A 15,589-nucleotide genomic window follows, 5' to 3' on the forward strand; every position below is an offset into this window, starting at 1 on the left:
GTGGTGAAGACTCACCAGGATGTGAGAATTTCGCGAGGAATATAAGGAATGTGAAGGATAGATGACAACCAAAATTTGCAGCATTTTTACCCAAAAGATAAAAATGCTGCAATCAGTTAACAAAACTAACGCGAGAAGATTAGCCGGTGTTGCGCATCCCGGCGGCGACGCCAGCGATGGTCACCATCAGCGCCTGCTCGACGCGGCTATCAGGCTCTTTTTGCTGCTCTTCTGCCAGACGTGAGCGTTGCAGCAGCTCGGCTTGCAGCACGTTGAGCGGGTCGGTGTAGATGTTACGTAGCTGGATAGATTCAGCAATCCACGGCAGATCGGCCATCAGATGGGAGTCGTTGGCGATATCCAGCACCACTTTGATATCAGCCGCCAGCAGCTTACGCAGCTCTTTGCCCAGCGGCCACAGCTCCGGTTTCACCAGGCGCTGATCGTAATACTCTGCCAGCCATAGATCCGCTTTCGAGAAGACCATCTCCAGCATGCCAAGACGCGTGGAGAAGAAGGGCCAGTCGCGGCACATCGCTTCCAGTTCGCTCTGTTTGCCATCTTCCACCACTTTTTGCAGTGCCGCACCCGCGCCGAGCCAGGCCGGCAGCATCAGGCGGTTCTGCGTCCAGGCGAAGATCCACGGAATAGCGCGCAGCGACTCGACGCCGCCGGTTGGGCGACGTTTTGCCGGGCGTGAACCCAGCGGCAGCTTGCCCAGCTCCTGCTCCGGCGTTGCCGAGCGGAAGTAGGGCACAAAGTCTTTGTTTTCGCGCACATAACCGCGGTACATCTCGCAGGAGATGGCCGACAGCTCATCCATGATGTGACGCCATTCGGTTTTTGGCTCCGGCGGCGGCAGCAGGTTGGCTTCCATAATTGCGCTGGTATAGAGGGAGAGGCTGCTGATGGTCACTTCCGGCAGGCCATATTTAAAGCGGATCATCTCGCCCTGCTCGGTGACGCGCAGGCCGCCTTTCAGGCTGCCAGGGGGTTGCGAGAGCAGCGCCGCGTGCGCCGGTGCGCCGCCGCGGCCGATAGATCCACCGCGACCGTGGAACAGCGTCAGCTCAATGCCCGCTTTCTCACAAGTTTTGATCAATGCGTCCTGAGCCTGGTACTGCGCCCAGCTGGCGGCCATCACGCCCGCATCTTTCGCGGAGTCAGAGTAGCCAATCATCACCATCTGTTTGCCCTGAATAAAGCCGCGATACCAGTCGATATTGAGCAGCTGGCTCATCACATCATTGGCATTGTTCAGGTCGTCGAGGGTTTCAAACAGCGGCGCAACCGGCAGCGCAAAGCCAATACCGGCCTCTTTCAACAGTAGATGGACGGCCAGCACATCGGACGGCGTTTTCGCCATCGAGATCACATAGGCGGCAATCGATCCGCGCGGCGCTTCGGCGATCACCCGGCAGGTATCGAGCACTTCGCGGGTTTCGTCGCTTGGCTCCCACTGGCGCGGCAGTAATGGACGTTTGGAGTTAAGCTCGCGGATCAGGAAGGCCTGTTTGTCGGCTTCTGACCAGCTTTCGTAATCGCCGATGCCGAGATAGCGGGTCAGCTCGCCCAGCGCTTCGGTGTGGCGGGTGCTCTCCTGGCGAATATCGATACGCACTAAAGGCACGCCGAAACTCTTCACGCGGCGCAGGGTATCAAGCAGTTCGCCGTTGGCGATAATACCCATGCCGCAGGCCTGCAGAGATTTATAACAGGCGTAGAGTGGCTCCCACAGCTGTTCGTTTTGCGTCAGCAGCCCGGCAGGCTTCGGCAGCTTCTGCCCTTTCAGGCGCGCTTCCAGCCAGCTCTGCGTCGCGATCAGATCGCCGCGCAGCTTTTTCATCAGGTAACGATACGGCTCGCGGGCGCCTTCGGCACCGGCCAGCTCGCGCAGCTCGTCGGTACACTCAACCATCGACAGCTCGGAAATTAGCAGCTGGATATCTTTCAGGAAGAGATCGGTCGCTTTCCAGCGGCTAAGCAGCAGAACGTGGCGGGTGATATCGGCGGTGACGTTAGGGTTGCCGTCGCGGTCGCCGCCCATCCAGGAGGTAAAGCGCACCGGGACAAAATCGACCGGCAGCTTGTAATTGAGATTCTCTTCCAGCTGTTCGTTCAGCTCACGCAGGTAGTTTGGTACCCCTTCCCACAGGCTGTTTTCCACTACCGCAAAGCCCCACTTCGCTTCATCAACCGGGCTTGGGCGATTGCGGCGGATCTCATCGGTGTGCCAGGACTGAGCGATCAGCTGGCGCAGACGGCGCATCAGCTGGTGGCGCTCATAATCGGCGATATCGCTGTTATCGAGCTGTTTTAAACAGGCGTTCACTTCCACCATCTTGTGGATCAGGGTCCGACGCGTAATCTCCGTCGGGTGCGCGGTCAGTACCAGCTCCAGCGACAGCGATTCAATCGCATTAATAATGGTGGATTCGTTGAGATGAGGTTGGTCTTTCAGCTTTCTGATGGTGCGGGCAATCACTTCCGGGTTGCTGGCCGCTTCGCCTTTCGCTGAAATGCTGTGGTACTGCTCGGCGGTATTCGCCAGATTCAGAAACTGGCTGAATGCGCGGGCCACCGGCAGCAGCTCATCATTAGAGAGATTCTGCAGGGTGGTGAGCAGTGCCTGGCGGTCGGTTTCGTTGCCGGCGCGAGAAGATTTGGACAGCTTACGGATTGTTTCGACGCGGTCGAGAATGTTCTCGCCCAGTGCATCCTTGATGGTATCTCCCAGCAGTTTGCCGAGCATACTGACATTACTACGCAACGCGGAATATTGTTCGTTCATGTTACCCCAGACACCCCATCTCATTTTGTTTTGTTATACCCGCCGTTGAGCAGATATAAGACACCGTCTTTTATAAAGCCACGTAAAACTCACTACGTCAATTGCGGCGAAATCGGTTCAGCAAACGAATAAATCACGGGAATTTATGAAAGTTAACACCCTTCGCTGCAGATAAGTTTCGCTTATGAAATGCACTATTTTGGCGCATAAAAATCCCCTCAGCAGAGGGGAACATTCATCTGTTTTGTCGCGCTTAATGCCAACAGAAATGGTGCACAACCTGGGTAATAAGCTCGCGCGTTGGCTTAATAAAGCGCGTTTCCAGGTATTCATCCGGTTGGTGCGCCTGATTAATGGAGCCAGGGCCGAGGACCAGCGTCGGGCAGAGCGTCTGGATAAACGGCGCTTCGGTGCAGTAGTTCACCACCTCCGTTTCGACGCCGAGCAGTTTTTCCACCACTTCAACCAGTTGATGATCCGGCGGGCATTCATAACCGGGGATTGGCGGATGGAGTTCAAAGACATTCAGGCGGCCCGGCCAGCGCGAACTGACCGGCTCCAGCGCTTCATTAAGCAGACCGTTCAGATCGTCAAGCGTCATCCCCGGCAGCGGGCGAATATCCATATGTAATTCACAGCAGGCGCAGATACGGTTTGCCGCATCACCACCATGAATATGACCGAGGTTAAGCGTCGGATAGGGAACGGTGAACGCTTCGTAGTGATAACGCTCTTTCAGGTTGTCGCGCAGGGTCAGGATATGGCCGATGGCATCGTGCATCAGTTCAATGGCGTTAACGCCGCGCGCCGGATCGCTCGAGTGGCCGGACTGACCAAGAATGCGAATGGCGTTGGAGATATGGCCTTTATGGGCGCGAACCGGCTGCAGTGAGGTCGGCTCGCCAATAATCGCGCAATCCGGGCGCAGCTGCGTATTCTCAGAGAAGTAGCGCGCGCCCGCCATGCTGGTCTCTTCATCGGCGGTGGCGAGGATGTAGAGCGGCTTGCTCAGTTTTGTCACATCGACGTCACGCAGGGCATCAAGAATAAAGGCGAAGAAGCCCTTCATATCCGCGGTGCCAAGGCCGTAGAGCTTGTTGTCGTGCTCGGTCAGGGTGAAGGGATCGCGCGTCCAGCGCCCGTCGTCAAACGGCACGGTGTCCGTATGACCGGTTAATAACAGCCCGCCCGCGCCGCTACCGACGCTGGCAAGCATATTGAATTTGTTACGTGTGCCGGGTACCGGCTGCACTTCAACAGTAAACCCAAGATCGCCAAACCATCCTGCCAGCAGATTGATTAAAGACGCATTACTCTGATCGAGCGCTTCTTCCGTTGCGCTGATCGACGGAGTGGCAATCAGGGCGCGGTAGATCTCGATAAATGGCGGCAAATTCATTTTCATTGTTGACATACCTGAGTTCGTGATAGTATCAATATTCATGCAGTAAATGTGCATAAAAATACAATAATGTTGAGCGTATGGGAACCCGTAAGGCGACTTTGCTCAGCGACGCGGGAGGGAGAACGCACCCTTCCAGATCCGAACATGACGTAAGAAGGTAGACCGCACCGATGTTGAACACATTAATTGTGGGTGCCAGCGGTTACGCCGGCGCAGAACTTGTGTCCTATGTAAATCGCCATCCTCATATGAACATAACCGCTTTGACGGTTTCTGCGCAAAGTAATGATGCAGGAAAATGTCTCTCCGATTTACATCCGCAGCTGAAGGGCATTGTCGATTTGCCGCTGCAGCCGATGGCCGATATCAAGGATTTTCTGACCGGTGTGGATGTGGTGTTCCTCGCAACCGCCCACGAAGTGAGCCACGATTTAGCACCAGATTGCCTGGCGGCTGGCTGCGTGGTGTTCGATCTCTCCGGCGCGTTCCGCGTGAACGATCCCGCGTTTTATGAAACCTTCTATGGCTTTACCCATCAGCATGCCGACCTGCTCGAAAAAGCGGTCTACGGCCTGGCGGAGTGGAACCATGACAAAATCAAAGAGGCGCAGCTGGTTGCCGTGCCGGGTTGCTACCCGACGGCGGCGCAGCTCTCGTTAAAACCGCTGATCGATGCGGGCCTGCTGGATCTTAATCAGTGGCCGGTGATCAACGCCACCAGCGGCGTTAGCGGAGCAGGGCGCAAAGCCGCGCTCTCCAACAGCTTCTGCGAAGTGAGCCTGCAACCGTACGGCATCTTCAACCATCGCCACCACCCGGAAATCGCCACGCACCTCGGTACGGACGTGATCTTCACGCCGCATCTGGCAAGCTTCCCGCGTGGGATCCTGGAAACCATCACCTGCCGCTTAAAACCGGGCGTGACCCATGCGCAAATCGCCGCCGTGTTTAAACAGGCTTACGACGGTAAACCGCTGGTGCGTCTGTATGAAAAAGGTGTCCCGGCGCTGAAAAACGTGGTCGGCCTGCCATTCTGCGATATCGGCTTTGCCGTGCAGGGCGAGCACCTGATTGTGGTGGCGACGGAAGATAACCTGCTGAAAGGCGCGGCGGCGCAGGCGATGCAGTGTGCCAATATTCGTTTCGGCTATGCTGAAACCCAGTCTCTTATCTAATCGAACAGGCGTGATGATGAATCCATTAATTATTAAGCTCGGTGGCGTACTGCTGGATAGCGAAGAAGCGCTGGAGCGTTTGTTTACCGCCCTGGTGCAGTACCGCGAAGCCCATCAGCGCCCGCTGGTGATCGTTCACGGCGGCGGCTGCGTAGTGGATGAGTTAATGAAGCAGCTCAATCTGCCGGTGAAGAAGAAGAATGGCCTGCGCGTGACGCCTGCCGATCAGATTGACATCATTACCGGCGCGCTGGCGGGCACCGCCAACAAAACGCTGCTGGCGTGGGCGAAGAAACACCATATCGCCTCGGTTGGTCTGTTCCTCGGCGATGGCGACAGCGTCAGCGTTACCCAGCTGGATGAAGAGCTTGGCCATGTCGGTTTAGCGCAGCCGGGCTCGCCGAAGCTGATTAACACCCTGCTGGAGGGCGGTTTCCTACCGGTCGTCAGCTCCATCGGCGTGACCGATGAAGGCAAGCTGATGAACGTTAACGCCGATCAGGCAGCAACAGCGCTGGCGGCGACCCTTGGCGCGGATCTGATTCTGCTCTCCGACGTGAGCGGCATTCTTGATGGCAAAGGCCAGCGCATCGCCGAGATGACCGCGGCTAAAGCAGAGCAGCTGATTGCGCAGGGCATTATTACCGATGGCATGATCGTGAAAGTGAATGCGGCGCTCGATGCAGCGCGCACGCTGGGTCGTCCGGTGGATATCGCCTCCTGGCGTCACGCCGAGCAACTGCCGGCACTGTTTAACGGCACGCCGATCGGCACGCGTATTCTGGCTTAATCAAAGACACACTTATGTAGGCCGGGTAAGCGCAGGCGCCATCCGGCAAAACGTAGAAAAAGAAGGAAGCATATTATGGCACTTTGGGGCGGGCGTTTTACTCAGGCAGCGGATCAACGGTTCAAACAGTTCAACGACTCTTTGCGCTTTGACTACCGCCTGGCGGAGCAGGATATCGTTGGCTCTGTGGCCTGGTCCAAAGCGTTAGTCACCGTTGGCGTGATGACGGAAGCCGAGCAGCAGCAGCTGGAAGAGGCGCTGAACACCCTGCTGGAAGAGGTGCGCGCCAACCCGGAGCAGATCCTGCAAAGCGATGCGGAAGATATTCACAGCTGGGTGGAAGGGAAGCTGATCGACAAAGTGGGCCAGCTGGGCAAGAAATTGCACACCGGGCGCAGCCGTAATGATCAGGTCGCGACGGATTTAAAACTGTGGTGCAAAGAGACTATCAGTGAACTGCTGCTGGCCAACCGCCAGTTGCAGAGTGCGCTGGTAGTGACCGCAGAGAACAATCAGGACGCCGTCATGCCGGGCTATACGCACCTGCAACGCGCCCAGCCGGTCACTTTTGCGCACTGGTCTTTGGCCTACGTTGAGATGCTGGCCCGCGATGAGAGCCGTTTGCAGGATGCGCTGAAGCGCCTGGATGTCAGCCCGCTGGGCTGCGGCGCGCTGGCGGGCACTGCCTATGAGATCGATCGCGAACAGCTGGCGGGCTGGTTAGGTTTTGCGTCGGCTACCCGTAACAGCCTCGACAGCGTCTCCGATCGCGATCACGTGCTTGAACTGCTCTCCGATGCCTCGATTGGCATGGTGCACCTGTCGCGTTTTGCTGAAGATCTGATCTTCTTCAACTCCGGCGAAGCGGGTTTCGTTGAGCTTTCCGATCGCGTTACTTCCGGCTCATCGCTGATGCCGCAGAAGAAAAACCCGGATGCGCTGGAGCTGATCCGCGGCAAGTGCGGCCGTGTTCAGGGCGCGCTGACCGGCATGATGATGACGCTGAAAGGGCTGCCGTTGGCCTACAACAAAGATATGCAGGAAGATAAAGAGGGGCTGTTCGACGCGCTCGATACCTGGCTTGACTGCCTGCATATGGCGACGCTGGTGCTGGACGGTATTCAGGTGAAGCGCCCACGCTGCCAGGAAGCGGCGCAGCAGGGTTACGCGAATGCGACCGAGCTGGCAGATTATCTGGTCGCCAAAGGCGTGCCGTTCCGCGAAGCGCACCATATTGTGGGTGAGGCTGTGGTAGAGGCGATTCGTCAGGGTAAACCGCTGGAGGAGCTGGCGCTTGCCGACCTGCAACAGTTTAGTGCGGTGATTGGCGACGATGTCTACCCGATCCTTGCCCTGCAATCGTGCCTGGATAAACGCGCGGCGAAAGGGGGCGTTTCCCCGACGCAGGTAGCGCGGGCGATTGCTGAAGCGAAAGCGCGCCTGGTGTGAGATAAGCGTGGAAACAGAGTGAGCCTGGCGTAACGCCGGGCTTTTTTATGCAAAAAAAAAGCGGACACGGGGTCCGCAAAACGTTCACGTTGGCTTTAGTTGTACAGAGAGAAACGGTAGTGAAAAGGGTGACTGGTTAGGGTAGAACACAGTACCGCTACGTTTCCTGGAGCCAATTATTGTACAGAAGGCTTGATAGGGATAATCGTTCGTTGCTATGCTATCTATCGCCATGAACTATCGTGGCGACGGAGGATGAAGATGAATATTCGTGATCTTGAATACCTGGTGGCGTTAGCGGAACACCGCCATTTTCGCCGTGCAGCCGACTCGTGCCACGTCAGCCAACCTACGCTGAGCGGGCAGATCCGCAAACTGGAAGATGAACTGGGCGTAATGCTGCTTGAGCGCACCAGCCGCAAAGTTCTCTTTACCCAGGCTGGATTGCTGCTGGTGGACCAGGCGCGCACGGTACTGCGCGAGGTCAAGGTGCTGAAAGAGATGGCAAGCCAGCAAGGTGAAGCCATGTCCGGCCCGCTGCATATCGGGCTGATCCCGACCGTAGGCCCCTATCTGCTGCCGCATATTATTCCGCTGCTGCATCAAACCTTCCCGAAACTTGAGATGTATCTGCACGAAGCGCAGACGCAGCAGCTGCTGGCGCAGCTTGATAGCGGCAAGCTCGACTGCGCGATCCTCGCACTGGTCAAAGAGAGTGAAGCTTTTATTGAAGTGCCGCTGTTTGACGAGCCGATGATGCTGGCGATTTACGAAGATCACGCCTGGGCGAACCGCGACTGCGTGCCGATGGCCGATCTGGCGGGTGAAAAGCTGCTGATGCTGGAAGATGGGCACTGCCTGCGCGATCAGGCGATGGGCTTCTGCTTTGAAGCGGGCGCGGATGAGGATACCCATTTCCGCGCAACCAGCCTGGAAACGCTGCGTAATATGGTCGCGGCCGGGAGCGGCATCACGCTGCTGCCTGCGCTTGCCGTACCGCGCGAGCGTAAACGTGACGGCGTGGTCTACTTACCGTGCATTAAGCCGGAGCCGAAGCGTACGGTTGGGCTGGTTTATCGACCAGGCTCGCCGCTGCGCAGCCGCTATGAGCAGCTGGCAGAGGCCATCCGCGGCGCGATGGATGGCCATTTCGACAAAGGCTTAAAACAGGCGGTTTAGGCCGTTCAGTGCCGCTACCCGATAGGCTTCCGCCATGGTTGGGTAGTTGAAGGTGGTGTTAACGAAGTACTCAATGGTGTTACCGCCACCTTTCTGCTCCATAATCGCCTGGCCGATATGAATAATCTCGGCCGCGCGCTCGCCAAAGCAGTGGATCCCCAAAATCTCTTTCGTTTCGCGGTGAAACAGAATCTTCAGTGTACCAATGTTCATGCCAACGATTTGCGCCCGTGCGAGGTGTTTAAACTGCGCACGGCCCACTTCATAAGGCACTTTCATGGCGGTGAGCTGCTGTTCGGTTTTCCCGACGGAGCTGATCTCCGGAATGGTGTAGATCCCGGTCGGGATATCCTCAATCAGATGCGCGGTGGCTTCACCTTTGATCATCGCCTGCGCGGCGATACGCCCCTGATCGTAAGCCGCTGATGCCAGGCTTGGATAACCAATCACATCGCCCACGGCATAGATATGCGGCAGCGCGGTTTGGTACATGCTGTTGACCTTCAACTGACCACGGCTATCCGCTTCCAGCCCAATATTGGCAAGCTGCAGGCTGTCGGTATTCCCGGTGCGGCCGTTCGCGTAGAGCAGGCAGTCCGCTTTCAGCTTCTTACCCGATTTCAGATGCATGATGACGCCATCATCTAGTGGCTCAATGCGCTCATACTCTTCGTTGTGGCGAATCACCACGCCGCTGTTCCAGAAGTGGTAGGAGAGGGAGTCGGACATCTCCTGATCGAGAAACGCCAGCAGACGATCGCGGGTGTTGATCAGGTCGACCTTCACATTCATACCGCGGAAGATGGACGCATATTCACAGCCGATAACCCCTGCGCCATAGATAATCACGTGGCGAGGTTCATGGTGCATATCGAGAATCGAGTCGCTGTCGTAGACGCGCGGGTGCGCGAAGTCGACATCATCCGGGTGATAAGGGCGCGAACCGCAGGCGATGACAAATTTCTCTGCCGTCAGCGTTTCGACGGTGCCATCGTGGCACTCTAGCGCCAGCGTGTGGTCATCAATAAAGTGCGCGTTGCCTTCCAGAATGTCGCAGTGGTTACGCTCGTAAAAACCCTGACGCATACGCGTTTGCTGGTTAATCACGCTTTCGGCATGGTTCAGGATATCGGAGAAAGAGGAGCGAAGAAGGCGGGTATGGTCGCTGTAGAGCGGGTTTTGGTTAAATTCGATAATGCGGCTGACTGCGTGACGGAGCGCTTTCGATGGGATGGTGCCCCAGTGCGTACAGCCGCCGCCGACATTATGGTAGCGCTCAATAACCGCTACCCGGGCTCCCTGTTTAACGAGGCCCATGGCTGCGCCTTCGCCGCCGGGACCGGAGCCTATCACTATTGCATCGTAATCGTAGGAATGTGGCATGGTAAGGCTTACCTGTTCTTATACATAAAAGCAACATAATACTAACATTAACCACGGGATAACCCAATTATCACTGTGCTTTTTTCCGCTGAAAAAGAAGAATCTGCGCGTAAACAATCCGTCACAATCCAGTACAATCGGTTTGGATTTATTCTCTGGTATAGTGCCAGCGGGCCCCTGGAAGGATTCAAACATCGTGATGGGTGTAAGAGCGCAACAAAAAGAGAGAACGCGGCGGTCACTGGTTGAAGCCGCATTCAGCCAACTGAGCGCTGAGCGAAGTTTTACCAGCCTGAGCCTGCGGGAAGTGGCTCGTGAAGCGGGCATCGCGCCAACGTCATTTTACCGGCACTTCCGCGACGTGGATGAGCTTGGCCTGACGATGGTCGATGAGAGCGGCCTGATGCTGCGCCAACTGATGCGCCAGGCGCGTCAGCGAATTGCCAAAGGCGGCAGCGTGATCCGCACGTCGGTCTCCACTTTTATGGAATTTATTGGCAATAACCCGAACGCCTTCCGGCTACTTTTACGTGAACGCTCCGGAACGTCAGCCGCGTTTCGTGCAGCGGTTGCGCGCGAGATCCAGCACTTTATTGCGGAACTTGCCGATTACCTCGAACTCGAAAACCACATGCCGCGCGCCTTTACGGAAGCGCAGGCTGAAGCGATGGTCACCATCGTCTTTAACGCCGGTGCGGAAGCGCTGGACGTCAGCGCAGAGCAGCGCAAGCAGCTGGAAGAGCGGCTGGTTTTACAGCTGCGTATGATTTCAAAAGGCGCATATTACTGGTATCGCCGCGAACAGGAAAAAATGGCGCAACAACCGACGAGTGAAGGATGAATGATGAAACAGTCAGGTCAAGAGAAAGGTACGCTGCTGCTGGCGCTGATCGCCGGTTTGTCGATTAACGGCACGTTTACCGCCGTGTTTAGCTCCCTCGTACCCTTTTCGCTCTTTCCGATTATCTCGCTGGTGCTGACAATCTACTGTCTGCATCAGCGTTACCAGAATCGCACCATGCCGGTGGGTTTACCGGGTCTTTCAGCGGCCTGCTTTATTCTCGGTGTGCTGCTCTATAGCGCCGTGGTGCGGGCGGAGTATCCGGATATGGGCTCCAACTTCCTGCCCGCGCTGCTGGCGGTAATTCTGGTCTTCTGGATTGGCTTTCGCCTGCGCAACCGCAGCCGTCAGTACGAAGCCTCCGATTCAGAGTAAGCGGTAAGCCGGAGGGCGTTTATCACCTCCGGCATCGCGATTACTTGCGCGTCAGCAGGACGCCGCACTCCATATGGTGCGTGTAGGGGAACTGGTCAAACAGCGCCAGGCGTGAAACCGTATGCGTCTGGCTTAATGTTTCCAGGTTTTTGCACAACGTTTCCGGATTGCAGGAGATATAAAGGATGCGCGGGTAAGCCTGCACCATCTTCTCAGTTTCCGCATCCAGCCCGCTGCGCGGTGGATCGACGAAAATCGTTTCGCACTGGTAGCTCTGCAAATCAATGCCCTGTAAGCGGTTAAAAGCGCGTACGCCGTTCATCGCCTGGGTAAACTCCTCCGCCGACATGCGGATAATCTGCACATTATCAATCTGGTTCGCCGCGATGTTGTACTGCGCCGCCGCAACCGAAGGTTTGGCAATTTCTGTTGCCAGCACGCGCTCGAAATTACGCGCCAGCGCCAGCGAGAAGTTGCCGTTGCCGCAGTAAAGCTCCAGCAGATCGCCTTTCGACCCACGCGTGACATCCAGCGCCCACTCCAGCATCTGAATATTCATCGCCGCATTCGGCTGGGTGAAGCTGTTCTCCACCTGGCGGTAGATCATCTCCTGGCCGCCAACCGGCAGACGCTCATCAACGAAATCCTGGTCCAGCTCGATTTTGGTTTTGGTGGCGCGGCCAATAATCTGCACATTCAGGTTCTGCGCGCGTAACGCATCGCGCAGGCGCGTGGCCTCTTCCTGCCACTCGGCATCCAGCTTCTTGTGATAGAGCAGCGTGACGATCGCCTGGTTACTCAGGGTGCTCAGGTAATCAATCTGGAAGAGTTTATGGCGCAGGGTTTTGTTGTCGCGCACCGCCTCGATCATCACCGACATTAATTGGTTAATCAGCTCGCTTGCCGCCGGGAAGCTGTCGACGCGAATACGCGATTTGGTCTGCTGATCGAAAATGATGTGGTAGAGATCGTCCCCATCGTGCCAGATACGAAACTCGGCGCGCATGCGGTAATGGCTGACGGGTGAGCGGAACACCTCCGGAAGCGGCGCGGAAAAGGGCGTCATCAACGATTGCAGACGTACGACTTTTTCGGCCAGCTGGGCTTCGTACTGTTCTGTCGGCAGGTGTTCTGGGGTCATGATGCTTCCTGAGAGATTATGAATAACGCGGGGATTGTAGGGATTGCTCACGGGATGTCCAGCCCGCGGCGCAACGAAATAGTCCCGTAGCAGTCTGGACATCTATATGTAACGGAATGTAGCATCCTTTTTCCGGTCCTGTGAGTTAAAAGGGAACCCAGTGCGAATCTGGGGCTGACGCGCAGCGGTAAGGATAAAGGTGAGAGGCCAGACACTGCCTGCGGGTGGGAAGTCGCCTTTCGTGGTACCTCCGAGCCCGAAGACCTGCCGGCATACGTCGCATCTGGTTGTCATCATCGCGAGCTATTGATGGAACCTGCGGCATCCTTCTTATTATGTGGATGCTTACATAATGATAAAAAAAGCTTCGCTGCTGACGGCGCTCTCCGTCACGGCGTTTTCCGGCTGGGCGCAGGATAGCGGTCAGGATCAGGTAGTGGTGACAGCAAACCGTTTTCAACAACCGCTTAAAACCGTGTTGGCGCCGACGGAAATTGTTACGCGTGATGAGATCGATCGCTGGCAGTCGCGCTCGCTGATAGAGGTTCTGCGCCGCCTTCCGGGCATCGATGTTTCGCAAAGCGGCGGTCTCGGGCAGCTCTCATCTGTCTATGTACGGGGGACTGAATCCAGACACCTGTTACTGATGATAGATGGTGTGCCGGTGGCGCGCGGAGGAATTTCTAACGCTCCTGAGCTGGATCAGATCCCGCTCTCGCTGGTGCAGCGTGTGGAGTACATCCGCGGGCCGCGCTCGACGGTGTATGGCTCCGGCGCGATTGGCGGCGTAGTAAACATCATTACCCTCACGGGCGATCAGAAATCTCAAATTAACGCGGGCATCGGTTCGAAGGGGTATCAAACCTACGACGGTACAGTACGCCAGCGTTTTGGTGACACGGTGGTGACCGGTGCGGCCTCCTATACCGGCACGCGCGGGTTTAACGTTCAGCCCGGTTCAAGCTGGGATCATGACGAGGATCGCGACGGCTACCGGAACAAAACCTTCTGGGGCAGCGTTCAGCATACGTTTAACGACAATGTTGACGGCTTCTTCCGCGGGTATGACTTCAGCAATAACGTGGACTATGACCTCGGCAGCCCGCCATTTTTGCCGGAGTACAGCGCCGATGAGCGTCAGCTCTATGCCCAGGGCTGGGATACCGGGCTCAACTTCAAGCAGGGCATTTACTCTTCCCAACTGCTGGCGAGCTATCAAAAAAGCAAAGACTACAACTACAGCAGCATCTATGGTCGATACCATACGGGCACGACGCTGGATGAGCTGGAGCAGCGTTACATCCAGTGGGCAAATAACGTTGATATCGGTAAAGGCTCGGTTGGTGCAGGCGTGGACTGGAAGCAGGAGCGCCTGGTGTCGTCCAACGAGACCAGCCGCGATGCCTACGATCGCGATAACACCGGGCTCTATCTGACGGGAATGAAGCAGTTAGGCGATGTAACGCTTGAGGCGTCCGGTCGTGAAGATAAAGATGATTCGTTTGGCTGGCACGGCACCTGGCAGACGGCGGCAGGCTGGGAGTTTGTACCGGACTATCGCCTGACGCTCTCTTACGGCACCGGTTTCCTTGCGCCGTCGCTGGGTCAGCAGTTCGGCGCGAAGCGGTTTGGCATTGCATCGAATCCCAATCTGAAGCCGGAAGAGTCGAAACAGTGGGAAGCGGGCATTGAAGGGCTTACTGGTCCGCTGGACTGGCGTCTCTCGGCGTACCGCTATGAGATAGAGAATCTCATTGATTACAGCAACCAGGCTTATATCAATGTTAAGTCAGCCACTATTAAGGGTGTTGAGTGGACCGGCGATATCGATACGGGCATTTTCACCCACCGCGTCACGCTGCAATATATTGACCCGCGTGATGATGGAACCCACGACGTGTTGCAGCGCAGGGCGCAGCGCCAGGCGAAGTACCAGCTTGACTGGTCTGTATATGATGTCGATTTGGATCTTGCCTGGGAGTATTTCAGTAAGCGTCACGATTATACAACGGGCGAGAAACGTATTCTGCCAAGTTATAGCACCGTCGATTTTTCTGCCTCATATCCTGTAACCTCTCACCTGACAGTTCGTGGTAAAATCGCCAACCTGTTCGATAAAGAGTACGAGACAGCATATGGTTACCAAACTGCAGGACGGGAATACACCTTGTCTGGCAGCTACACCTTCTGACGCGCGGCCCACCGTGCTGGTGTTTGACTCCGGTGTCGGTGGGCTTTCCGTGTATGACGAGATCCGGCAGCTCCTGCCGGACTTGCACTATATCTACACCTTCGACAACGTCGCGTTTCCCTATGGGGAGAAGAGCGAGGAGTTTATCGTTGAGCGTGTTGTCGAGATTGTTTCCGCCGTTCAGGCACGTTATCCCCTCTCTCTGGCCATTATTGCCTGTAACTCGGCAAGCACCGTTTCGCTGCCCGCGCTGCGTGAGAAGTTTACCTTCCCGGTAGTGGGCGTGGTGCCGGCGATCAAACCTGCGGCGCGGTTAACGGCAAACGGCATCGTGGGCCTGCTGGCGACGCGCGGGACGGTGAAGCGTCCTTATACGCATGAATTGATCGCGCGCTTTGCTAATGAGTGCCGGATCGAAATGCTGGGTTCCGCTGAGCTGGTGGAGCTGGCCGAAGGCAAACTGCACGGCGAACCTGTGCCGCTTGAGGAGTTGCGCCGTATTCTGCGCCCGTGGCTGCGGATGAAGGAGCCACCGGATACCGTGGTGCTGGGTTGTACCCACTTCCCGCTATTACAAGAAGAGCTGTTGCAGGTGCTGCCAGAAGGGACGCGGCTGATTGATTCCGGTTCGGCTATTGCACGCCGTACCGCCTGGCTACTGGAGCATGAAGCGCCGGAGGCTAAATCGTCTGACAGTAATATTGCCTATTGCATGGCTTTGACGCCGGAAACTGCGCAATTACTGCCCGTTTTGCAGCGCTATGGCTTCGAAAGGCTCGAAAAACTGGCTATTTAACGCCGTTTTGAGCAAAAAAGAGACGGTTGAAAAGTTTTTTGAAATTAGGGGTTGTCAGCAGGAATTAACTCCC

At 56.4% G+C, this 15,589-nt stretch carries 12 protein-coding genes and 1 riboswitch; of the genes, 8 read left to right on the forward strand and 4 right to left on the reverse strand.

The genetic code is table 11. The features are described 5' to 3' along the window. Nucleotides 1-139: 139 nt before the first annotated feature. Complete coding sequence (gene ppc / locus IAE48_RS18825) at nt 140-2,791, reverse strand: phosphoenolpyruvate carboxylase (protein ID WP_076768841.1); 2,652 nt, start codon at nt 2,789-2,791, stop codon at nt 140-142. A 253-nt stretch (nt 2,792-3,044) separates the two neighbouring features. Then, the gene (argE, locus tag IAE48_RS18830; RefSeq protein ID WP_023479340.1) at nt 3,045-4,196 is read right to left on the reverse strand and encodes an acetylornithine deacetylase; all 1,152 of its coding nucleotides are present in this window, start codon (nt 4,194-4,196) and stop codon (nt 3,045-3,047) included. A 170-nt stretch (nt 4,197-4,366) separates the two neighbouring features. On the opposite strand from argE, the gene argC reads away from it, so the two are divergent. From argC to oxyR, 4 genes are all read left to right on the forward strand, one after another. Next, nucleotides 4,367-5,371 (forward strand): N-acetyl-gamma-glutamyl-phosphate reductase, encoded by a 1,005-nt coding sequence (gene argC / locus IAE48_RS18835; RefSeq protein WP_200135254.1) that lies wholly within the window; start codon nt 4,367-4,369, stop codon nt 5,369-5,371. A 13-nt stretch (nt 5,372-5,384) separates the two neighbouring features. After that, nucleotides 5,385-6,161 carry an acetylglutamate kinase gene (gene argB, locus IAE48_RS18840; RefSeq protein ID WP_124970922.1) on the forward strand — a complete coding sequence of 259 codons (777 nt, stop codon included), beginning with the start codon at nt 5,385-5,387 and terminating at the stop codon, nt 6,159-6,161. A 75-nt stretch (nt 6,162-6,236) separates the two neighbouring features. Further along, nucleotides 6,237-7,610, forward strand: coding sequence for an argininosuccinate lyase (gene argH, locus IAE48_RS18845; protein WP_124970919.1), 1,374 nt, complete (start codon nt 6,237-6,239; stop codon nt 7,608-7,610). Between the two features lie 261 nt (nt 7,611-7,871). After that, nucleotides 7,872-8,789, forward strand: a complete 918-nt coding sequence (oxyR, locus tag IAE48_RS18850) for a DNA-binding transcriptional regulator OxyR (protein WP_054804432.1) — start codon at nt 7,872-7,874, stop codon at nt 8,787-8,789. On the opposite strand, the gene sthA is transcribed toward oxyR, so the two are convergent. Further along, nucleotides 8,772-10,172 (reverse strand): Si-specific NAD(P)(+) transhydrogenase, encoded by a 1,401-nt coding sequence (sthA, locus tag IAE48_RS18855; protein WP_042717085.1) that lies wholly within the window; start codon nt 10,170-10,172, stop codon nt 8,772-8,774. The genes oxyR and sthA overlap by 18 nt on opposite strands. A gap of 196 nt (nt 10,173-10,368) precedes the next feature. Here sthA and fabR point away from each other — a divergent pair, with 196 nt between their 5' ends. After that, complete coding sequence (gene fabR, locus IAE48_RS18860; protein ID WP_034812619.1) at nt 10,369-11,013, forward strand: HTH-type transcriptional repressor FabR; 645 nt, start codon at nt 10,369-10,371, stop codon at nt 11,011-11,013. Nucleotides 11,014-11,016: 3 nt separating this feature from the next. Further along, nucleotides 11,017-11,388 carry a YijD family membrane protein gene (locus IAE48_RS18865; RefSeq protein ID WP_023479341.1) on the forward strand — a complete coding sequence of 124 codons (372 nt, stop codon included), beginning with the start codon at nt 11,017-11,019 and terminating at the stop codon, nt 11,386-11,388. Nucleotides 11,389-11,428: 40 nt separating this feature from the next. Here the strand turns inward: IAE48_RS18865 and trmA are convergent, their stop codons facing one another. Next, nucleotides 11,429-12,529, reverse strand: a complete 1,101-nt coding sequence (gene trmA, locus IAE48_RS18870; protein WP_124970913.1) for a tRNA (uridine(54)-C5)-methyltransferase TrmA — start codon at nt 12,527-12,529, stop codon at nt 11,429-11,431. Between the two features lie 116 nt (nt 12,530-12,645). After that, a riboswitch (cobalamin riboswitch) is annotated at nt 12,646-12,816 on the forward strand. Nucleotides 12,817-12,881: 65 nt separating this feature from the next. On the opposite strand from trmA, the gene btuB reads away from it, so the two are divergent. Further along, nucleotides 12,882-14,720: a TonB-dependent vitamin B12 receptor BtuB gene (gene btuB / locus IAE48_RS18875; RefSeq protein WP_200135255.1), complete on the forward strand. Its 1,839-nt coding sequence runs from the start codon at nt 12,882-12,884 to the stop codon at nt 14,718-14,720. Further along, on the forward strand, nt 14,665-15,516 hold the full coding sequence (gene murI, locus IAE48_RS18880) for a glutamate racemase (RefSeq protein ID WP_200135256.1): 852 nt from the start codon (nt 14,665-14,667) through the stop codon (nt 15,514-15,516). The genes btuB and murI overlap by 56 nt, the downstream gene beginning before the upstream one ends. Nucleotides 15,517-15,589: the final 73 nt, after the last annotated feature.

It is taken from the genome of Kosakonia sp. S57, from assembly GCF_016516575.1.
In the GTDB taxonomy this organism is placed as follows: domain Bacteria; phylum Pseudomonadota; class Gammaproteobacteria; order Enterobacterales; family Enterobacteriaceae; genus Kosakonia; species Kosakonia cowanii.